Genomic DNA, 19,104 nt, shown 5'->3' with positions numbered 1-19,104 from the left:
TCGTATACGATGTATCAGCCGGCCGCAAGGGCCATTACTGGGAGGACGCGCAATGACCGCATGGCAGGACGGAGCTAGTGGGACGGGGGGCGGAGGCGCACCGTGGGCCCTCGCTCGGATGGCGCCGACGCTTGCCCCCGTCGCGGTGCTTTGGTCGGTGTCGAGCTGGGGCTACTACGCGCTTGCGGACGCGCCCGGCGTGCAGGCCGGCTACGACGACGCACCCGTCCTCTTCGCCGTCTACTACTTGGGCTGGGCGGCGCTCGCATTTGCGGCGTTCCGGAGCGTCCTGACCGGTGCGATGACGCGCCCGGGAATTGCAGGCAACGCCGCGATCCTCGCGCCGATCCCGGCGGCCTACGGCGCCTTCGTGGCGCTCGCCCTGCCGCTACTGCCCGAGGTGTCGGTGTGGCGCGCGCCTCCCAACCCGCCGGAGTTCATGTTCGCCTCCGCCTGGTCCTACCTTCCCAAGTCCGCCGACATCCTGTTCCAGCAGGTGCTCGTCGCCGCGATGGTGCGCCGCGCGTACGCGGCCGGGATGCCCATCCGCGCCATCGGGCTGATGATGGCCGCGCTCTCCGGCGGCTTCCACCTCACGCTCGCGCTGGACGGGTTCACCGCGCTCTACGTTGCGCGCTTCACCGTCGCGGCGACGCTGTTCGGCCTGATCGTCCCCCATCTCTACCTGCGCGCCCGGCGCGGCTTCGCATGGACCTACGCCCTGCACTGGGGCTTCTACGCCGCCGATGCCGTGATCACGCAGCTCGTCTTGGCCGTGCCTCCCCCAGCCTGAGGCGGCCGGTGACAATCTGGCCGCTGATCGTGGCAAAGAATCAGTGGGCGTCGTTTGTGTCAAGCGCGCGGGCCGGATCACAACCTGCCTCACGGGCGTAAGCCAGCGTGTCGGGGCCCGAATAGGCCCCCGCGAGCTCCACCGCCCCGTCCACGCCGTCGGTGTCGCAGGCGATCAGGTGGATGCGCGGATGGCCCGCAAGCGCAATCGCTGCTGCAAGTGCGAATTTGGCATTGGGGCCGCCGACCCCGTCGTCGCGCCTTGTAACTGTGCATTCGCCGCCGGAAAGAAGCAGCACGGGGGCATTGCTGGGCGCCATCGTGGCGGCGACGGCGAGCGCTTCTTCCGCCTGTGCCTTGGCCAGATCGCGGGCTTCGCCCTCCAGTGCGTCGCCGAGCTGGCGCGCTGTTATCCCGGCCGCGCGGGCCTCGTCGGCTGCCGCGTCGAGAGACTGGCGCGGGGCGGCGATCACACGCGCTTCGGCATTGGCAAGCCGGGGGTCGGAAGCCCACAGCGGCTCCGCGCCGTCCAGCAGCGCATTCCGCAGATGGGTCGGCAGATCAATAGCGTAGCGGTCGAGGATCTCGGCCACGCCCGCGACGGAACCGTCCGGGTCGCCCACCGTGGGGCCCGACGCGATTTCCCACGGCGCGTCGCCCGGAACGTCGGAAATGATGAGACTGAGCACACGGGCCGGGACACAGGCCGCCGCGAAACGACCGCCCTTGGCGCGGGAAGCCACCTTGCGCAGCCGGTTCATCGCCGAGATGGGCGCGCCAGAGGCCAGCAGCGCGGTATTGAGCACCTGCTTGTCGGCCAGCGTCAGACCCTCGCTCGGAGCACAGAGCAGGGCCGATCCACCGCCCGAGATCAGCGCGATCACCAGATCGTCGGCGGACAGACGCTGCCCCATATCCAGCGCGGACCGTCGCCGCCTCGCCCGTGGCGTCCGGTACCGGACGCGCGGCCTCGACGATTTGGATCCCTTCGCAGGGGCGCGCGTAGCCGTAGCGCGTAAGCACCAGGCCCTCGCAAGGGCCGTACTCGGCCTCGACCGCCTCGGCCATGCGCGCACTGGCCTTTCCTGCGCCGATCACCAGCAGCCGACCTTCGGGACGCCGCGGCGAGTTCGGGGCGACGATCTGCATCGGGTCCGCCGCATCGACGGCGATGCGGAACAGGTCGGTCAGGAAGGCGCGTGGGTCGCGGACCGGGTCAAGCGTCATGTTGCTTCCTTGTCGAACGAGCGAGACAGGAACCAGCGCGCATGACCTTCGGGTTTCTGGCCCGCCGCGTTACGCAATTCGCCGAACAGGGCGAACCCTGCGCTGCGGTAGAAGGCGAGCGCGGAGCGGTTGGAGGTTTCGGGCCACGCTGAATGACATCCGCGCCCTTTGGCCAGCGCAATAGCGCGGTCCAGCAGCGCCTGGCCCAGACCGGCGGGACGCGGGCCCGACCCAAAGCAGACCGACGCGCAGCCGCCCATAGGAGGTCGTAGCGTCCAGTCCAGCCGTCAGGGCACCGACTTCATCGCGAACCGCCAGGGCGACGCGGCTGTTCACGCCTTGCGCCGCGCCCCGCCGCAGATCGTCCAGCCGCGCCCGTTCCAGGTGCTCCGGAAACGTGGGGTCCGCGGTGGCGTCGTGGATCACGCCGCCAGCCACGTCGCGTAGTCGCTGACTAGCAGATGCGTCGGCGTGGTGTCTTCGTCGATGGTCGAGAACCGCCCGATGGGATCACGGAAGATGTTGTCGGTTTCGTCATCGTTCACGGTGGAAATCTCGCCGACCAGAACGTCTCCGCCCTCGCCCCAGAAGGCGTGCCAGTCGCCCGGCCGCAGGGTCACGCTTTCGCCCGGCGCGAAGGACAGCTTCTCCCCGGGCACATAGTCGCGACGGATGCCGTCGCACCAGACCGTGCCGCCGCGATCCTCGGCGAACCCGCCCGCATCGTCGGACCCGTAAAGCTCGACGACCAGGGTAGCCCCGCCGCGGTTGATGATGTCCTCGGACTTGATGACGTGGGTGTGCATCGGCGAGAGTTGATCCTGCCGCGAGATCAGCAGCTTCTCAGCGTAGCACATGCCGCCGCCCTTGCGCAGATCGGCGAGACGCCCGTTGCGCAGAGTGAACAGGAACAATCCCATCGTTTCGAAGTCACCGGCGCCGTAATCGGTGATGTCCCAGCCGCAACGCGCGTCGATCACGTGGCGCGCCCGATTCAAACTTTTCACAAACTCTTCAGGCGTCCAGTCGGCGAAAGGTGGCAGGGTAAATCCGTGCCGCCGGATCATCTCGTGCGCGTCGGCCATGATGGCGTTGATTTCGGATCGCTTCATGCTGGCACCCTGCCCTTCGTCAGGAACTCGACAACCATCGCCGCCGTCCAGGTGAAGCTGCCGCCGCCGCAGGGCGTGCCGTCCATCGGGTCGTAATATTCCGCGAAGCCGCTCTGTTCGATCAGGTGCAGGCTCTCGGCGACGATACGGTCCGCCATCGCGTCTTCGCCTGCCGTTCGCAGGCCGTCGGCGATCATGTAGTTCACGATCAGCCATACCGGACCGCGCCAGTAGCGCAGGGATTCGAATTCTGCGGAATCCGGATCGTGGCTTGCGACGAGATATTCGGAGCGCTTGCCGATGACCTCCAGCCGCGCGACGATAGCCTTGCTCCGCGCGGCCGGGATCGGCGCGAATGCCGGGAGCAGGCCGCCGACCGATGGGCTGTCGACGGTCGTGTTGGCCGCCCGGTCATGGCACAGGTACTGGCCATGCGCGTCGTTCCAGAGTGACTCCAGCGCGGTCAGACCCTTTTGCGCCTGCGCCCGGGCGGACCGGGCGATGTCGCCCTGCCCTAGCGTGTCGGCCATAGCGGCCAGATCGAGGCAGGAGCGGATCAGGATCGCGTTGAAGCCGGGATCGACCACCCGGAAGGGCGACGCATCGTGCAGTTTCGCGTGGTCCCAGTCCAGCGACCGGAAATGCTGCACGAGCCAGATATAGCGTTCGTATTGCGCCTGTGTGGGGCGGTGGTCGGGATTGGCATGCTGGATGTCCTTGCGGGTGAAGGACATTACGCCATCGGTCGGCACGGCGGCGAGCGCCGCGTCCCAGTCGATGGAATTGTCGCGGCCCGATTCCCACGGGTGGATGATCGCGACCAGACCGGTGCCTTGGGGATCGCGGCAGCGGTAGAACCAGTCGTGCCAACGCGCGATCCGGGGCAGAAGATCCGCCGCGCGGCGGCGTGCGAGGTCGGTGTCGCGTGCCCGGTCGAACAGGCGCCGGACCGCAAAGCCGGCAACCGGCGGCTGCGTGATACCCGTCGTCGGCACGTCGCGCCCGGTCTGCCAGACATCCGGGCCGGGGAAATAGCCGTCATCGGCCTCGTGAAATATGATATGGGGGACAAAACCGTCCTCCCATTGGTGATCGAACAGCGTGTCGATCTCGGTCCAGGACCGCGCCTCGTCGAAATGAGCGAGCCCCAAGGCGGTCAGACAGGAATCCCAGTTCCATTGAAACGGATAAAGGCCATGCGTCGGCACGGTATAGCTGCCGCGGTCGTTCCCGCGCAGGATCTCGGCCGCCTGTTCGATCATCGGATGGGTCATGTCGGTCACGCCACTGCCTTTGTGGTTTCTGGGTCGAACCAGCGCACGCGGTCGGGCTGGGGCGCCAGCTTGATATGATCGCCGGCCTTGAGGGACAGATCGCTGTCGAGGACCGCGCGCAGCATCGTACCGTCTACGTCGCAGGTGACCAGAAGATGCGCGCCCAGCGGCTCGACTAGTCTGACCTGCGCGGGAAGGCCCTGATCGGCGATCTGCATATCTTCGGGACGGATCGCGAATTGCAGCGGCGCTTCGGCGCCACGCGGGCCATCGACGGTTTCGCCCGCGACATTCCATTTGCCGTCGCCCGCCTTTTCCGCCCGCAGGAAGTTCATCGGTGGGTTGCCGAGGAACCCAGCCACGAACTGCGCAGCCGGATTGCGATAAACCTCGATGGGCGACGCCGCCTGGATGATACGGCCCTGATGCATGACGCTGATCCGGTCGGCCAGGCTCATCGCCTCGACCTGATCGTGGGTGACGTAGATCGCCGTTGTCTTGCTTTCGGCAAGTACGCCCTTCAACTCGGCCCGCATCTCAAGCCGCAGAAGCGCGTCGAGGTTCGACAGTGGCTCGTCCATCAGGATCACGTCCGGCTCCATCGCCAGAGCGCGCGCCACGGCGACCCGTTGCCGCTGGCCGCCAGACAGCTCGCCCGAATAGCGCTTAAGCAGTTGCTCGATATGCATGAGGGACGCCGTGCGCTCGACCCGCCGCTTGACCTCGTCGTTCGGCATCTTGGCCATCCGCAGGCCGAATCCGATGTTTTCGAAGACGGTCAGGTGCGGGAAGACGGCGTAGTTCTGGAACACCATGGCGATACCGCGATCCTTCGGGGCCAGATGATCGACGCGGCGCCCGCCGATCCAGACTTCGCCGATGCTGGCGGTTTCCAGCCCCGCAATGATCCGCAGCAGCGTGGTCTTGCCGCAGCCCGACGCACCCAGCAGGACCATGAATTCCTGATCCGCGATGGCCAAGTCGATGGAATGCAGCGCCTGATAGGCCCCGAAGGTCTTGGCGACGTTCTTGATCTGGATTTCGGCCATATCGTTCGTGTCCTTTTGCAGATCGCCCCGCATTAGCGGTTGGCAATGCCCCACATGGAAAACAGGTATTTGCGCACGGCGAAGATGAAGATCAGCGCCGGCACGACGAGGATGAAGCCGCCCGCGAACTTCAGGTGCAGCGGTGCCTCGCCCAGTGTCTGCAACAGGAATGCGGTCAGCGTCCGGTTCTCGATGGTCAGCACCGCGGCGGCGAACACCTCGTTCCACGAGATGACGAAGGCAAAGATTGCGGACGCGGTGATGCCGGGCAGGATCAGCGGAAGCACGACCTTGGTGAAGGCCGTGAACCGGGTACAGCCCAGCGTCCACGCGGCCTCTTCCAACTCGACCGGGATGCCCGAGAACAGCGAGAACGTGATGAGCACCGCGAAGGGCAGCGCCAGCGTCGTGTGGACCAGCGCCAGGCCGAACGTCGTGTCGTCCAGCCCCGTGCGGATGAACAGCACTGCCAAGGGCAGCGCCAGAAGCGGCAGGGGAAAGGCCCTCGTCAGCAGGATCAGGACGCGGAACGTCTCTTTCCCGCGAAACTCGAACCGCGACAGGGCGTAGCCCGCGGGCGCGCCGAACAGGATCGACATCACCATCGTCATCGACGCCACGATGATCGAGTTCTTCAGCGCGTTCAGGATGCCCTGGAACCCGGCGAAGAACTGCAGACTGCCGAGATCGAATTCTGGAATGAAGGATTTCGGGAAGGTGCTGACCTGTTCGGGCGACGACAGCGTGTTCACCAACAGGAAGTAGAGCGGCACCAGCACCCAGGCGCAAAGCAGGATCACAGTCGCGGCGTAAAGGTAGCGCCCGCTGTTGCGCACCGGGGTGACAGGGGTCGGGTTCGGTTCAGTTTTCGGAGCCGGGGCCGCCATGGACGCATGGGTCATATCGTGGCTCCTTTCGGGACGCGGAGGGCGCGCAGGATGACGAGGGTGAAAACGATGGAGATAGCCAGCACGATCAGGGCAAGAGCTGCTGCGGCACCACTGTTCTGAAGGTCGAATTGGTAGGCGTAGATCTCGCTCATCAGGACCGGGAACTGGCTGCCGCCAAGGGCGACAACGACCGCGAAGACCTCGAACGCCAGGACGACACGCAGGATCAGCGCGGTTTGCAATGATGGCCTGAGCAAAGGCAACGTCACCCGCAGGAACCGCTGCCAAGGCGATGCGCCGAAGACCTCGGCCGCCTCGTAGTATTCCTTGGGGATCAATCCGATCCCCGCGACAAGAATGACCAGCATGATCGCCGTCGCGCGCCAGATTTCGGCCAGAGCGATGGCGAGGAAAATGATGCCAGGGTTCTGGTAGGACAGGAACGGCATCGGGCTGTCGATCGCGCCGATCCCCACCATCATCGAATTGAGAAAACCGGATTGCTCGAAGATTGCCAGCCAGATGATGCCCGCGGCAAGGTCCGAGATGCCCAGCGGGATCGTCCAAACGTAAAGCACGAGGTCGCGGCCCTTTTGCATCCGCGTGACCATGGTGGCCATCAGAAGCGACAGGGCCAGCTGGACCGGAACGACTGCCGCGGCCAGCAGCAGAGTGTTCTGCATCGAGATCGGGAATTTCCAGTAGCTGACGACATCGCGGAAGTGTTCGAGCGACCAGCCGTCGGCGGAACCGAACGCTTGCTGCGAGACCAGAATGAAGGGGTAGAGGAAGAAGACGCACAGAAACAGGGTGACCGGAAGAATCAGGGCGTAGGGCAAGAGCCGGGGGGACATGGCGCGCCTCCTTTCAGCACGGACCCGTGCCGATTGTGTCGGGGAAGGTGCGCCCGGGCCAACAGCCCGGGCGACGTAAACGTCAAGCGATGCCGGTCACTCGACCGGGCAGGCCCCGTCGGACGGCGCGTCGGGTGCCCAGCAGGGCGCACCCGTTTCCTGCATGATCTCGGCCAGACGACCTTTCTGATCGTCGAGGACCGTGCGGATGTCCTGACCGCCCAGGATGATCCGCTCGAACGTGTCGACATAGACGCGATTGAAGTCGCCGCCCATTTCGCCCAGGCCCGCGGGAAGCAGGCCGGGATTAGCATCGGGCGCGCCGCTCATCGCCGAGATCGCGGCACCGGCGGCCTGCACCGAAGGCGGTAGATCGTCGGGAAACTCGACATTCACGACCGGGAAGAAGCCGGTGGCGCGCAGCGTTTCGATCTGAATCTCCGGCTTCATCAGATACTCGATGAGCGCCTTCGCTTCATCCTGATCGGGTGCGGTCTCGGGGATTGCAAGCCCGGCCAGCACGGGCATGAAGCCGCGGCCTTCGGGCCCGGCGGGCGCCGGGAACGCCACGAAATCGTCGGGCCGCTCGTTGAATGCCTGCGCAAGACGCGACGAATGGTCGAAGACGATCCAGGCATCGCCGGACAGAAGCTGTTCCTGCATAAAGGCGTAGTTGGTCGAGGCCGGGTTCGTGTGCTCCCACAATTCGCGGAAGGCTTCCCAGGCCGTCACCGCCGCGTCCGAGGCGAAAGTGCGCACGACCCCATTGGTATAGGACGGATAGAGATAGCCTTGGAAGAAGCGATGCTTCAGCCCGTCGGGACCGGCCGGGAAACCGAACTTGGCTTCGCCGGTCGCTTCCTCGACATTGGCGGTCCAGGCGATCAGCTCATCATAGGACAGCGCATCGATGTCCGCGCCTTCCGGCAGGTATTGCAGAGCTTCGCGGTTGGCGGCCATCAGATAGGTCGCCTGCATCCATGGGATATACTGGAGCGTATCCGTACCAAGGCGGCCGAGATCGTTGAACGTCTCGCTGGCGGCCATCACGCCCATGTCTCCCAGATCGACAAGGTTGTCGGGGTTCATCGCCGAGAAATTGCCGTGCAGCGATCCCAGAACGTCAATGGTGCCGGTACCGGATTCGATTTCGGCCCGCAGACGGGTCAGCCAGGGGCCGTCCTCGTTGGGCTGGAAATCAACTTCGCCGTCGAAGCCGTCCAAAACATTGTCGCGCATCGCCTGCGCTTCTTCGGCCGGCCGCGCCTGGGTCGACCAGAACAGAACGTCTGCCTGCGCCACATCGCCGGCGGACACCGCAAGTGCAGCGGCGGCGCCGAGCATTTGGACTCTTGTGAACATATCTTCCTCCCTTTGGTATCACCCGACACCTGGAAGCAACACAGCGCGGACAGAACGGTGCCAGAGAGATCTGGAAGGCCGAGCGAGATGCATTGGTGTCGATTGGATTATGGTATAACGTGATACCTTACGTCAACAAATTTTAGTCCATTTCTTACAGGCGGGCTTCCGTGAATGCCGAATACAAGTTGAAAACAGAAAGAGAGGCAGCCAATCTGGGCCAAATCGTTATACCAGGGAACTTAGATGTCTCGTAGGCCGAAGCTTCAGGACGTGGCCGATACAGCAGGGGTGTCGCGTGCGACTGTCAGCCAGGTGCTTAACGACAGAGGGCGGATTTCCGAGCAGACCCGCAAAAGGGTGAAGAGGGCAGTCGAGGCATTAGGATACGTTCCCGACACCCGCGCCGCCTCCATGCGGTCGGGCGAAAACCGCGAAATCGGCATCGTCATCCACGGTCTTGCCAACCCCTTCAACGCCGAGGTCATCAGCGGCGTCACCAACAAGCTCGAAACCCACGGCTACCTGGTGTCGACGCTGGATTCCAACGACGATCCCGAGCGCCAGCTCCGCAATCTCAAGGCGTTCATCGGGTCGTCGCGGGGGGGACTGATCTGGGTGCCCGCGATCGCCACTACGGTCGACGCCGTGACCTTGCTCGAAATGCACGGCATCCCCACCGTGACGCTTCTGCGCGACCCGCCGGTCGCATCGTTCGACCATATCGGCATCGAGAACAGGGCCGCGACCATGACCGCGACCGCATATCTGGCCGAGCTCAGCCATCGCCGCATCGCGTTCTTCGGCGGCGATGGCGAGCGGAGCCCGGTCCGTCGCGAACGGATCGCGGGTTACCTCGACGAGATGCGCCGTCGCGACCTTGGCCCGACGGTGATCTGGCCCAGCGGCGATACGAAGTCTGAAGGGCTCGAGGCGGCAATCGCCCTGCGGGAGGCCCACCCCGAGATCACGGCGCTGGTTTGCAACGGTGACATGGTAGCGCTCGGGGCAAGCCTCGCGGGTCAGCGGCTGGGGATCACCGTCGGACGCGACCTCTCCATAGTCGGCTTCGATGACACCGAGGAGGCGGCGATCGCCACACCTGCGCTGACGACCATGTCCGTGTCCCCACGGCTCCTCGGGCGCAAGCTGGCGCGGATGTTGCTTGACCGTCTCAAGGATCCGGGTCTGCCGCCGGTCAGGACGACGGTTTCCGCAAAGCTCGTCATCCGTGACTCGACCGGAGCACCCGCGTGATCGAGATCGAATTCCGAACGATCGAGAGAAAATAGAGAGCCAATCCCGAGCGAATAAGCGGCGTCACGTGAAGTTCGTTCCGGAAGAGATATCCGTGCGAATGCCAGGTTCCATACCATTGCGGAATGTTTTCTCGGGCGCATGAAAGCCCGCTTCGTCCCGCACTGCCGACGCTCGGGGTTAACAACCCTGGATGACCGCTCCGAGCCCTCTTTTCCAGTACTGCGAGATGAATGGATGGCAGCTTCGGCGGATCGTGCTGCAACTGCCGCACTACCTTCTAATTGGGTTTAGTCCCGCATCTGCTGGCGTTCCAAATGCTGCTGCCAACCCGCGTTCGACGGTGGACCGTATTATGTCGTCAGCGCATTCTCTGCCCGTCAGGGTCGAACATGGGTTTGAGCGATGCTTCGGCAGGGATGCGCGCTCCTGCGACCTCAATATTGTAGGTCGACGCGAGCACGTCCGCCGCGCTCTCGCCCGGGCAAGGGACGTATCCGAGGCCCATGGCGCCGCCGAGCGTGTGGCCGTAGCCGCCCGAGGCGAGGTGCCCGACCGTCTCGCCGTTCCGCAGGATCGGCTCCGCGCCAAATAGAAGCGGCTCGGGGTCGATGAGCCGGAACTGAAGCATCCGGACGGCCGGCCCGCTTGCGCGCTTCGTGGCCACCGCGTCGGCGCCGACATAGCCGGAGTCCCTGCGAGCGGCAAATCCCAGACCTGCCTCGATCACATGGTCGGCGGGGGTGATGTCGTGGCCCATATGTCGGAATCCCTTCTCGAGGCGCAGCGAGTCCATCGCATGCAGGCCGACGAGGGAGAAGCCGTGATCCGCTCCCGCCGCATAGATGGTCTCGAAGACATAGGCCGCCATGTCGGCCGAGGCGTAGACCTCCCATCCAAGCTCTCCCACGTAGGACAGCCGGTGCAGGCGAGCGCGACCCAGTCCCAGATCGACTTCCTGCACGGTCCCGAACGGATGGGCGGCGTCGCTTATGTCGGCGCCCACGACCGCCGCAAGGAGATCGCGGGACCGCGGCCCCATCACGGCCATCACCGCCTCGCCCGCTGTCACGTCCGTCACGGTGACGCGCCGGTCGCCGGCGAGGGATCGCAGCCGCGTCTCGTCGCGCAGGCGCGTCGCGGCGGGCGTGACCATGAGGAACGCCGTCTCGGCGAGGCGGGTGACGGTGACGTCCGCCTCGATCCCGCCCGCTTCGTTGAGCATCTGCGTGTAGACGATACGTCCGATCGCCACGTCCATTTGCGCCCCGCAAGCGTGCAGCATCAGTGCGAGCGCATCCGCACCCTCGATCCTGAGCTTGCCGAAGGAGGACATGTCGTAGAGACCGACGCCCTCGCGGACGGCCCGGTGCTCGCGGGCCTGCGCCGCGAACCAGTTGGTACGCCCCCAGCCGTACTCGTAGGTCCGCGCCTCGTCACCTGCGGCGAACCAATTCGGCCGTTCCCATCCGGCAAGCTCGCCCATCACCGCGCCACGATCGAGCATCTCGCGGTGCAGCGGCGAGCGGCGGACGCCCCGCGCCGTCGCCTTCTGGCGGGCCGGCCAATGGTCGGCATAGAGCAGGCCCAGCGTCTCGGAGGCCCGCTCCCGCAGGTAGCGGCGGTTCGACTGGAACGGCTCCATGCGGGCGATGTCGACGTCCATCAGGTCGAATGGCATCTCGCCGCCCTCCATCCATTGCGACAGCGCCAGTCCCGCGCCCCCCGCCGACTGGATGCCGATCGAGTTGAAGCCCGCCGCGACCCAGACGTTGTTCATGTCGGGGCACGGGCCGAGGTGGTAAGCATCGTCGGGCGTGAAGCTTTCGGGCCCGTTGAAGAAGGTGTGGATCCCGGCTTGTTCGAGCATCGGCATCCGCTCGACCGCCCGTTCGAGGATCGGCTCGAAATGGTCGAAGTCCTCCGGCAGCTGGTCGAACTCGAAGCCCTCGGGGATGGGACCCCACGGCTTGGCGACCGGCTCGAAGGCGCCGATAAGCATCTTGCCGGCGTCCTCCTTGTAGTAGGCGCATTCGTCGGGGACTCGCAGGACAGGAAGCTGGCCCAGACCGGGAATGGCTTCGGTGACGATGTAGAAATGCTCGCAGGCCTGGAGGGGGATGGGCGCGCCCAGCATCTCGCCCACCTCGCGGCCCCACATGCCGGCGCAGTTGACGACGTGGTCGCAGGCGATCGCGCCCTGCGTCCCGTCCTCGGCCACCCAGTCGACATGCGTGACGCGGGCGCCGGTCCGGCGGACGCCGATGACGCGGGTGCGCTCGACGATGGTGGCGCCGGCGCCTCGCGCGCCCTTGGCGAGCGACAGGGCGATGTTCGATGGATCGCCCTGGCCGTCCTTGGGGAGCCATACGCCGGAGCGGACGTCGCGCGTCTTCAGATGCGGATAGCGGGCTGCAACCTCGGCGGGCGAGATCTCCTCTACCTCGACGCCGAAGGCGCGGGCCATGCCGGCCTGCCGCGCGATCTCGATGGCGCGGTCCGAGGTAAGGGCCACGGTAATGGAGCCGGTGCGACAAAAGCCGGTGGCAATGCCGGTCTCCGCCTCGAGCTTGCCGTAGAGCTCCTGGCTGTACCTAGCGAGGCGGGTCATGGCGGGCGTGGCGCGCAGCTGGGCGATCAGGCCCGCCGCATGCCAGGTGGTGCCGGAGGTCAGGGACTTGCGCTCCAGGAGGATCGGGTTCCAGCCGAGCTTCGCCAGATGATAGGCGACCGAGCAGCCAACGATGCCGCCGCCGATGATGACGACCCGCGCGCTTTGCGGAAGAGTCATGGTCTAGCTCCTGATGCGTGCGAGATCGGCGTCCCATGCGGCACCGGGCAGGACGCGCGCGGGAACGACCTGGCCGAAGATGTCGATGGCGAGTTGCGTGTCCGGTTCAATAAGAGCCATCGGCAGCATCGCGAGGGCGAGCGGCATGCCCGCGCGATGGCCATAGGCCGCGGACGTCACCTCGCCTACGATCTTGCCGTCTGATAGGATGTTCGACATGGCGAGCGGCTCGGTAGCGCCGTCATGCGTGATCAGGGCGAGTTGGCGGGCGGGCGGCGCGGGATGTCGCATGAAGTGGTCGAGGCCCAGTTCCTCGAGTGTGTAGTCGGAAGACAGGTCGCCCTTCCACGACGGCCAAGCCTTTTCGAGGCGCATGGAGTCGAGGGCGATCATGCCGACCGGCCGCGCGCCCGCCTCCGTGACCGCATCCCAGAGGGCGGGAATATGTTCCGGCTCCGCGTGGATCTCCCAGCCAAGATCGCCAGCGAAGGAGACGCGGACGAGGTCGACGGGGCGTCCCGCGACTTGCGCCGTCTGATGGCTTAGCCATGGCAAGGTCAGGTCGGCGTCGGTACCGATATGATTCAGCACCGTCCGCGCCTCGGGGCCGGTAACGAGGAGGGTTGATACGGCCTCGGTGCGATCGGCGAGGGTCACACCCTCGGGCTGGTCGCGGGCCAGCACGTCTCGGTCGTGCCACTGCGCGGCCGCTGCGGCGATCAGGGTGAAGGCGTCCACGCCACGTCGGATGACGGACATTTCGGTCAGGCAGCGTCCGCGCGCATCCGAGAAATAGGCGAGACCGATGCGACCGACCTTCGGCAGAGTTCCGGCGATGCGGCCCGCCAACCAGTCGGCTGCACCGGATCCTGACAGGTCGAACCGGGAAAAACCGCAGATGTCGATGACGCCCGCGCCGTCGCGTACTGTCGCCACCTCCTTCTGCACCGCGCCCCACCACGGGCCCTCGCGCGCGAAGGTCTCCGTGGCGGCCTCGGAGGTGTCGTCGCCAGGGCGCGCATACCAGAGCGCCCGTTCCCAACCGTCGAACGCGCCCATCTGGCCGCCTGCGGCCACGATGCGGCCGTGGACCGGGGAGAGGCGCCTGTCGCGACCCGCGGACCAAGCGTGATGGGGATGGTGGAGCGCGTATTCGTGGCGATAGGTCTGCAGCCCCATGGCGTCCGCCGCGTCCTGATCCGCCCATCCTGTGAAGCGGCGCGGGTCCATCGCCCAGGCATCCCATTCGGGCGCGCCCTCGACGATCCAGTCCGCCAGCAGCTTGCCCGCGCCCCCCGCCTGCGCAATGCCGAAGGTGAAGGCGCAGGCCTCGAAAGCGCCTTTGACCCCCGGCATCGGTCCGATGAGCGGCAGGCCGTCGGGAGCATAGGGGATGGGGCCGTTGATGACCTTGCTGATGCCGGCCGTGCCCAGCAGCGGCAGGCGGGCCATGGCGTCCTCGATATAGGGCTCCAGCCGGTCGAGGTCGTCGGGGAAGAGCTGGAACGAGAAATCCTCGGGCATCGACCCGTCGGTCCAGTAGGGCTGTCCGCCCCGCTCGTAGGGGCCGAGGTTCAGGCCGTGCTTCTCCTGCCGCAAGTAGTAGGAGACGTCCGGGTCGCGCACGAGAGGCAGCTTGCGGCCATTCGCGCGAGACCATTCCGCGATCTCGGGGATCTCGTCGGTCAGCAGATACTGGTGTTGCAGCACGGTCATGGGGACGGTGCGGCCGCCGAAAGGCACGAACCATTCCCCGATGCGCCGCGCGTAGTAGCCGCCCGCGTTGACGACGTACTGGCAGCGGACGTCGCCCGTCGCGGTGTGGACGATCCATTCGTCCCCGTCCCGGGTCACGCCGGTCGCGGGGCGGAAGCGGTGGATCGTGGCCCCGAACCCACGGGCGCCCGCCGCCAGCGCTCCGGTCAGCGAGGCGGGGTCCGCGTCGCCGTCATGCGCATCCCAGAAGCCGCCTTTCAGGTCATGCGTCTCGAGGAACGGGTGAGCGTCGGTGATGTCCGCGACCGACATCATCGCGGTCGGCATGTCCAGCTTGCGACCCCATGAGGCGACATGCTCGAACTCGCGCATCCGGTCGTCGGTATGCGCCAGACGGATCGCGCCGGTGACGTTGTAAGTGAACGGCGTGCCAGTCGCCGCCGCCAGATCGCGATAGAGGGCCATCGAGTAGCGCTGCAGCCGCGTCATCGCCAGCGAGGTCGAAAAGGTCGGGCAGTTGCCGGCCGCGTGCCATGTCGAGCCTGCCGTCAGCTCGTTCTTCTCGAGGAGCGCGCAGTCCGTCCAGCCCGCGAGCGCCAGGTGGTAGAGGCAGGACACGCCGACCGCGCCACCGCCGATGATCACGACGCGGGCGGTCTCGGTCATTTCGGGCTGCCTTGGGTGTAGATGGCGGGGGTGATGGTCCAGATCGCGACCGCGGGCACCCGGCCCTCGTTGGCCCAGCGGAAGGGCACGCCGCGCAGGCGGGCGGTGTCGCCGGGACCGAGGTCGTGGCGTGCCTCGCCGAGCCATATCGCGAGCCGCCCGGACAAGACATGCGCGATCTCGGTCGTATCGCGGATGACGGGATCATCCCGGCGCGCGCCGGGGGCGAAGGTGGAGTGGATCATCTCGAACCCGTCGGTGAGATCGGGCGACAGGAGTTCTTCGGTGAGACCGGGAACCCTTTCGCCGAGATGACGGCGCCAACCCTCGCGCACTATCTCACCCATGGCCCTGTCGGTCAGGAGCGAGAGCGGCGCGTCCAGTGTCTCGGCGAGCAGCGCGAGGGACCGCGCATCGGGAACGGAAATGTCTCGTTCGACTTGGCTCATCCATCCGACCGACCGGCCCAGCCGGCCGGCCAGCTCCGAGAGGGTGACGCCGCGGGAGCGGCGAAGGGCGCGAAGATCGGATCCGAGAGCAGGCATGTGACTTCCATGAAATTACAAGTTCATATTTCATGACCGGAAGCTGCTTGGCAAGCCCTCGGGCAAGCGTTCCGTTCTGCCCGACGCCCGTGCATATCCTCCTCCGCCTTGGAAGGCGCTGTCGGCAGGCCGTCTCGACCCTGCGGGCCGACGTCAGCGGCGATCGGGGGCGTGATCGCGCGGGCGGGCGCCGCCCCTAGGTCGATGGTTCCGCCATTGAGCGGAACCACTGGAAAACTGCCTTTGCGGCGTGACTCCGATCGTTGCGACGCCGGGCGACGAGGTGGAAGTCATGCGGGCCCGGCATCGCCTCGGCAGACACCTCCACGAGCAACCCGGCCGCGATCTCGCGCGCGACGAGAAAACGGCTGACGAGAGCCGCACCCTGTCCCGCCGACGCGGCGTCGATCGCGAGTGAAGTTTGGCTGAACCGCGTCCCGCGCCCCGTGTCCTCGGATGCCCCGATATGCCGCAGGAAAGTGGGCCAGAGGTCGTGAGCATCATGCAGCCGGGGCAATCGTGCCAGCGCTCCGGAGTTCATCGGCAGCGGGGCCTTCCCGAAAAGCTGCGGCGCGCAGACCGCGACGACTTCTCCCCCGAACAGGCGCACCACTTCGAGCGCCGCACCCATGGGGGGCGGTCCCTGGCGCACGGCGAGGTCGATCCCGTCCCCATGGAAGCTCGACACCGCCTGTGTCGCGAGAACCCGTAACTCGATTTCCGGGTTTGCCTCCGAAAAGGACGGCAGGTTGGGGATCAGCCATTTCGCGGCGAAGGTGGGTGGGACGCTGACAACCACTACGCCGGCTTTCGGGTGCAGCGCCCCCGTCGCAGCCCGAAGGTCGGCGAACGCGGTCGCGATCCGCCCGTGATAGCCGCGCCCCGCGGGCGTGAGCGCCAAACCCTTGGGCAGGCGCGTGAAAAGCGGCAGCCCGAGATGCGCCTCCAGTGCACGAACGTGCTGGGCGACCGCGCCCTGCGTCACCCCCAGCTCCTCGGCGGCGGCCCGGAACGTCAGATGGCGGCCCGAGGCATCGAAAGCCCGGAGGGCATTGAGCGGAGGAAGGTCAGTCATGGGCGAACAGTATTCCTCCTGTCAGGCGGCAGCAATTCTGACGCGATATGGAGGATTGAAAATGATAATCGGGCCGTAGCACATTGGAGGAGGTCGTCATGGCAGGAGAAAAGGTCGCGTTGATCACCGCAGGGGGCAGCGGAATGGGAGCGGACGCCGCCCGTCGCTTGGCTGCAGACGGGTTCCGGGTAGGCATCATGTCCTTGTCCGGCAAGGGCGAGGCCCTTGCGGAAGACCTGGGCGGATTCGGCGTTACGGGCTCGAACCGGTCCGTGCAGGATCTGGCAACCTTGGTTGATGGCGCGCGGGACCGCTGGGGCCGCGTCGACGTGCTGGTCAACTCTGCCGGGCATGGGCCCAAGGGACCGGTGTTGGAGATCACCGACGAGGACTGGCATGACGGGATGGAAATCTACCTCCTGAACGTCATCCGTTCGACGCGCCTCGTGGCCCCTCTGATGCGGGCGCAAGGCGGCGGAGCGATCATCAACATCTCGACCTTCGCGGCCTTCGAGCCCGATCCGTTGTTTCCGACCTCGGGGGTGTTCCGTGCGGGGCTGGCGGCCTTCGCCAAGCTCTTTGCCGACAAGTATGCATCCGACAACGTTCGCATGAACAACGTTCTGCCAGGCTTCATCGATAGCCTGCCCGAGACGGAGGACCGCCGGGCACGCGTGCCTATGGGCCGCTACGGCCGCGCCGAGGAAGTCTCCTCATTGATCTCGTGGCTGGCCTCCGAGGGCGGGGCCTATATGACAGGACAGAACCTGCGGGTCGACGGGGGACTGACCCGTGCCGTCTGACGTGGCGGTCGAAGCCCGCTCGATGAGCAGTATCGCCTTCGTCGTCAAATGGGTCGCCTCGATCGTCCAGATTGCCGGCTACTCAGCGACCGCCTTCGGCTGGACGCCTGGAAACCTCTACCTATTCCTCGTCGGCGTCTTGGGCTGGTTCGCGGTGGGCGTGCTGTGGAACGACCGCGCCATCATGTTGATCCATGCCGCAGCCCTTGCCGCCATGATCGCGGGGATGAGCAGCGGTTGAGCCGCGGGCAGTCCGTCGACGCCGGCGGCGGCCTAAAGAGCCGTCGACATGCGTATCAGCGGAACGTCGCATCGGGTATCCCCAGCTGAAACGGACCTTCGTGCACGGCGCAGCGAAAGCCCGTTCCGTCCCCGCAAAGTGTGAGTTCGAGGGTGCCTCGATTTTGCGACCGCAGCGAATTTCGGGTTCGGCGGGCCGCGCTGCGGCATGCAAAGAAGTGGTGAACGGCAGCTATTGGGCCGTTCGCGTATGTCGCGCATTTTGAGGATTCACGGTTCGTTTCCCTGTGGTAGAATCCTGTTTGTTTCCTTCGCGTCTCACCTTCCGGAGATGACATGACCACCCCTGCCCGCATCCGCTCCGCCTCGATCGTGCTCGCCGGCGCCGCCGTGATCACCGCCCTCGCCAGCTTTGCCCCGTCCACCGCCTTGGCCGCGGACTACGACATGGACTGCAAGCTGCTGCTGTGCCTGCCCGGTGGCTTTCCGTCCGGCTGCGCCGACGCCTTCGATCACATGATGGACCGCCTGCGCGACGGCAAATCCCCCATCGGCTTCTGCGCCATGTCGAACGGTGCGGAGTACGATGCCTACGACATCGACTACGCGATGAAGAGCCCGACCTCGCCGCAGGGCTGGGAATGCCCCGAGGGCAAGCACCTCTACCACCGGACCTCTTCCGACGACAACGGATGGCGTCAGACCGTCAACACGTTCTGCTACGACACGGCCTATTCCCATACCGGATGGACGAGCGACGAGGGCTACAGCACCGTCACGACCTATACCAACAAGACCCCGCCGCAGCGGGCCGACGTCTGGGTCAACCTGACGCTGGAGCCCGGGACGGACCAGGAATACGCGCAAGGCTGGCAGAAGTTCGACACCGGCCGAGGCGCTCCTGTCACCGTGCGCTACACGGATTGATCCGCGCTGCGATCCTGCTGGCAATGACGACAGCTCCGACCCTGGCCGCGGCCCAGGTCGGGTGCCTGCCGCCCGAAGAGCCCTTCGCCTACGCGCCGCCCGAGGAGGACCCCGAGCTGCGCGCGCTGATCGACCAGCAGTACCAGGACTACATCGACGGCACCGAGGACTACCTGAACTGCCTCAACGACGAGGCCATGCGAGCGCGGACCGAGTTTCGGGCCATCTTCGACCGCTACGTCCGGTATTTCGGCGACGGGGCCGGCGTCGCGTTCGAGGCGATCGACTGAGGCTGCAATCCCGAAGAGGACATTCCCAGTCGATGTAGCGAAGGTCCGGACAGAACCCTTCTCGACGGATGCCGCGGTCCGGTCGAATGGCGACCCGGCGAGAAAAATCGGCTTCGACAGGAGCCCCATCTCGACTCTCGCACTTCTTCGAAAAACGGTATCCGTCCGTTGTGACTGCTCTGACGGTGAGCCTCTGCTGTCGATAATGTCCATGATCGATAATGGACATCTTGA

Annotated in this window: 17 protein-coding genes and 1 pseudogene; 6 read left to right on the top strand and 12 right to left on the bottom strand. The window is 65.9% G+C overall.

Annotated features, from left to right (window positions below):
* The first annotated feature begins 52 nt into the window (after positions 1–52).
* The gene (locus Q1A87_RS19270; protein WP_299655198.1) at positions 53–793 is read left to right on the top strand and encodes a hypothetical protein; all 741 of its coding nucleotides are present in this window, start codon (positions 53–55) and stop codon (positions 791–793) included.
* Between the two features lie 43 nt (positions 794–836).
* Here Q1A87_RS19270 and Q1A87_RS19265 read toward each other — a convergent pair.
* The 8 genes and pseudogenes from Q1A87_RS19265 to Q1A87_RS19230 all read right to left on the bottom strand — a co-directional run.
* A pseudogene (locus Q1A87_RS19265) lies at positions 837–2,019 on the bottom strand (DUF4147 domain-containing protein); the annotation flags it as partial.
* Positions 2,016–2,279 carry a GNAT family N-acetyltransferase gene (locus tag Q1A87_RS19260; protein ID WP_299655195.1) on the bottom strand — a complete coding sequence of 88 codons (264 nt, stop codon included), beginning with the start codon at positions 2,277–2,279 and terminating at the stop codon, positions 2,016–2,018. The gene Q1A87_RS19260 and the pseudogene Q1A87_RS19265, both read right to left, overlap by 4 nt.
* Positions 2,280–2,441: 162 nt before the next feature.
* Complete coding sequence (locus Q1A87_RS19255; protein ID WP_299655192.1) at positions 2,442–3,131, bottom strand: D-lyxose/D-mannose family sugar isomerase; 690 nt, start codon at positions 3,129–3,131, stop codon at positions 2,442–2,444.
* Positions 3,128–4,405: a trehalase family glycosidase gene (locus Q1A87_RS19250; protein ID WP_299655241.1), complete on the bottom strand. Its 1,278-nt coding sequence runs from the start codon at positions 4,403–4,405 to the stop codon at positions 3,128–3,130. The genes Q1A87_RS19255 and Q1A87_RS19250 overlap by 4 nt, the downstream gene beginning before the upstream one ends.
* Before the next feature lie 5 nt (positions 4,406–4,410).
* Positions 4,411–5,454: an ABC transporter ATP-binding protein gene (locus Q1A87_RS19245; protein ID WP_299655189.1), complete on the bottom strand. Its 1,044-nt coding sequence runs from the start codon at positions 5,452–5,454 to the stop codon at positions 4,411–4,413.
* 32 nt (positions 5,455–5,486) lie between these two features.
* Complete coding sequence (locus Q1A87_RS19240; RefSeq protein ID WP_299655186.1) at positions 5,487–6,356, bottom strand: carbohydrate ABC transporter permease; 870 nt, start codon at positions 6,354–6,356, stop codon at positions 5,487–5,489.
* Complete coding sequence (locus Q1A87_RS19235; protein WP_299655183.1) at positions 6,353–7,198, bottom strand: sugar ABC transporter permease; 846 nt, start codon at positions 7,196–7,198, stop codon at positions 6,353–6,355. The genes Q1A87_RS19240 and Q1A87_RS19235 overlap by 4 nt, the downstream gene beginning before the upstream one ends.
* Positions 7,199–7,294: 96 nt before the next feature.
* Entirely contained in the window at positions 7,295–8,542 is a 1,248-nt protein-coding gene (locus Q1A87_RS19230) for an ABC transporter substrate-binding protein (RefSeq protein WP_299655181.1), read from the bottom strand.
* 291 nt (positions 8,543–8,833) lie between these two features.
* Here Q1A87_RS19230 and Q1A87_RS19225 point away from each other — a divergent pair, with 291 nt between their 5' ends.
* Positions 8,834–9,817 carry a LacI family DNA-binding transcriptional regulator gene (locus Q1A87_RS19225; RefSeq protein ID WP_299655178.1) on the top strand — a complete coding sequence of 328 codons (984 nt, stop codon included), beginning with the start codon at positions 8,834–8,836 and terminating at the stop codon, positions 9,815–9,817.
* Between the two features lie 361 nt (positions 9,818–10,178).
* Here the strand turns inward: Q1A87_RS19225 and Q1A87_RS19220 are convergent, their stop codons facing one another.
* From Q1A87_RS19220 to Q1A87_RS19205, 4 genes are all read right to left on the bottom strand, one after another.
* Positions 10,179–12,608: an FAD-dependent oxidoreductase gene (locus Q1A87_RS19220; protein ID WP_299655175.1), complete on the bottom strand. Its 2,430-nt coding sequence runs from the start codon at positions 12,606–12,608 to the stop codon at positions 10,179–10,181.
* Positions 12,609–12,611: 3 nt separating this feature from the next.
* Positions 12,612–14,990 (bottom strand): FAD-dependent oxidoreductase, encoded by a 2,379-nt coding sequence (locus Q1A87_RS19215; RefSeq protein WP_299655172.1) that lies wholly within the window; start codon positions 14,988–14,990, stop codon positions 12,612–12,614.
* Positions 14,987–15,535, bottom strand: coding sequence for a helix-turn-helix domain-containing protein (locus Q1A87_RS19210; protein ID WP_299655170.1), 549 nt, complete (start codon positions 15,533–15,535; stop codon positions 14,987–14,989). Before Q1A87_RS19210 ends, Q1A87_RS19215 begins: the two co-directional genes overlap by 4 nt.
* A 196-nt stretch (positions 15,536–15,731) precedes the next feature.
* A complete protein-coding gene (locus Q1A87_RS19205; protein ID WP_299655167.1) occupies positions 15,732–16,610 on the bottom strand; it encodes a LysR substrate-binding domain-containing protein in 879 nt (292 codons plus the stop codon).
* Positions 16,611–16,708: 98 nt separating this feature from the next.
* On the opposite strand from Q1A87_RS19205, the gene Q1A87_RS19200 reads away from it, so the two are divergent.
* The 4 genes from Q1A87_RS19200 to Q1A87_RS19185 all read left to right on the top strand — a co-directional run bounded on the left by Q1A87_RS19200 (position 16,709) and on the right by Q1A87_RS19185 (position 18,870).
* Entirely contained in the window at positions 16,709–17,413 is a 705-nt protein-coding gene (locus Q1A87_RS19200; protein ID WP_299655164.1) for an SDR family oxidoreductase, read from the top strand.
* A gap of 22 nt (positions 17,414–17,435) precedes the next feature.
* A complete protein-coding gene (locus Q1A87_RS19195; protein WP_299655161.1) occupies positions 17,436–17,654 on the top strand; it encodes a DUF6552 family protein in 219 nt (72 codons plus the stop codon).
* A 335-nt stretch (positions 17,655–17,989) separates the two neighbouring features.
* Positions 17,990–18,580 carry a hypothetical protein gene (locus Q1A87_RS19190; RefSeq protein ID WP_299655158.1) on the top strand — a complete coding sequence of 197 codons (591 nt, stop codon included), beginning with the start codon at positions 17,990–17,992 and terminating at the stop codon, positions 18,578–18,580.
* The gene (locus Q1A87_RS19185; RefSeq protein ID WP_299655156.1) at positions 18,577–18,870 is read left to right on the top strand and encodes a hypothetical protein; all 294 of its coding nucleotides are present in this window, start codon (positions 18,577–18,579) and stop codon (positions 18,868–18,870) included. The genes Q1A87_RS19190 and Q1A87_RS19185 overlap by 4 nt, the downstream gene beginning before the upstream one ends.
* Positions 18,871–19,104 lie beyond the last annotated feature (234 nt).

Origin of the sequence: uncultured Jannaschia sp. (assembly GCF_947494055.1) — a bacterium.
In the GTDB taxonomy this organism is placed as follows: Bacteria; Pseudomonadota; Alphaproteobacteria; order Rhodobacterales; family Rhodobacteraceae; genus Jannaschia.
Note: the sequence above shows the minus strand (reverse complement) of the source record. Positions and strands in the feature narration are given on the sequence as shown.

What these genes read in the sequence shown, in the direction of transcription:
- Q1A87_RS19255 (WP_299655192.1), bottom strand. Translation starts at nt 3,131, where the DNA reads ATGAAGCGATCCGAAATCAACGCCATCATGGCCGACGCGCACGAGATG.
- Q1A87_RS19215 (WP_299655172.1), bottom strand. Translation starts at nt 14,990, where the DNA reads ATGACCGAGACCGCCCGCGTCGTGATCATCGGCGGTGGCGCGGTCGGC.
- Q1A87_RS19205 (WP_299655167.1), bottom strand. Translation starts at nt 16,610, where the DNA reads ATGACTGACCTTCCTCCGCTCAATGCCCTCCGGGCTTTCGATGCCTCG.
- Q1A87_RS19235 (WP_299655183.1), bottom strand. Translation starts at nt 7,198, where the DNA reads ATGTCCCCCCGGCTCTTGCCCTACGCCCTGATTCTTCCGGTCACCCTG.
- Q1A87_RS19190 (WP_299655158.1), top strand. Translation starts at nt 17,990, where the DNA reads ATGACCACCCCTGCCCGCATCCGCTCCGCCTCGATCGTGCTCGCCGGC.
- Q1A87_RS19250 (WP_299655241.1), bottom strand. Translation starts at nt 4,405, where the DNA reads ATGACCCATCCGATGATCGAACAGGCGGCCGAGATCCTGCGCGGGAAC.
- Q1A87_RS19220 (WP_299655175.1), bottom strand. Translation starts at nt 12,608, where the DNA reads ATGACTCTTCCGCAAAGCGCGCGGGTCGTCATCATCGGCGGCGGCATC.
- Q1A87_RS19270 (WP_299655198.1), top strand. Translation starts at nt 53, where the DNA reads ATGACCGCATGGCAGGACGGAGCTAGTGGGACGGGGGGCGGAGGCGCA.
- Q1A87_RS19210 (WP_299655170.1), bottom strand. Translation starts at nt 15,535, where the DNA reads ATGCCTGCTCTCGGATCCGATCTTCGCGCCCTTCGCCGCTCCCGCGGC.
- Q1A87_RS19245 (WP_299655189.1), bottom strand. Translation starts at nt 5,454, where the DNA reads ATGGCCGAAATCCAGATCAAGAACGTCGCCAAGACCTTCGGGGCCTAT.
- Q1A87_RS19230 (WP_299655181.1), bottom strand. Translation starts at nt 8,542, where the DNA reads ATGCTCGGCGCCGCCGCTGCACTTGCGGTGTCCGCCGGCGATGTGGCG.
- Q1A87_RS19240 (WP_299655186.1), bottom strand. Translation starts at nt 6,356, where the DNA reads ATGACCCATGCGTCCATGGCGGCCCCGGCTCCGAAAACTGAACCGAAC.
- Q1A87_RS19200 (WP_299655164.1), top strand. Translation starts at nt 16,709, where the DNA reads ATGGCAGGAGAAAAGGTCGCGTTGATCACCGCAGGGGGCAGCGGAATG.
- Q1A87_RS19260 (WP_299655195.1), bottom strand. Translation starts at nt 2,279, where the DNA reads ATGGGCGGCTGCGCGTCGGTCTGCTTTGGGTCGGGCCCGCGTCCCGCC.
- Q1A87_RS19195 (WP_299655161.1), top strand. Translation starts at nt 17,436, where the DNA reads ATGAGCAGTATCGCCTTCGTCGTCAAATGGGTCGCCTCGATCGTCCAG.